The organism is Streptococcus sp. KR, from assembly GCF_002238115.1.
GTDB lineage: Bacteria > Bacillota > Bacilli > Lactobacillales > Streptococcaceae > Streptococcus.
This window is the reverse complement of record NZ_NGVM01000279.1, coordinates 1-253: the sequence shown is the minus strand read 5'-3', so window position 1 is coordinate 253 and position 253 is coordinate 1. Positions and strand designations below refer to the sequence as shown.

1 pseudogene is annotated in these 253 nt (G+C 44.7%); it reads left to right on the top strand.

Annotated elements, in window-relative coordinates:
• Positions 1–253: pseudogene (locus CBI42_RS13080) on the top strand (hypothetical protein); the annotation flags it as partial.

Here is a 253-nt window from a genome sequence, read left to right as displayed (position 1 = left end):
TGAGTACGATAACCCGGAAGGAACTCGTCAGCTCACAGTTTATAATAAGTTTCAGTCGCTACTGGACAATCAGTTGCTTGTGGCCGATACAAATTATATTTCAGCACGGGAAGCCGCATACTACCGTGATCAGGCTGATAATGAACAATTTTTGACCAGAATAAGTTTGGCGGTATCGACACCGAACGCCGTCATGCGGTATATGAAGAATCACGAGTGGCTGATGCGTGACATTACGATTGAATATCGGGAT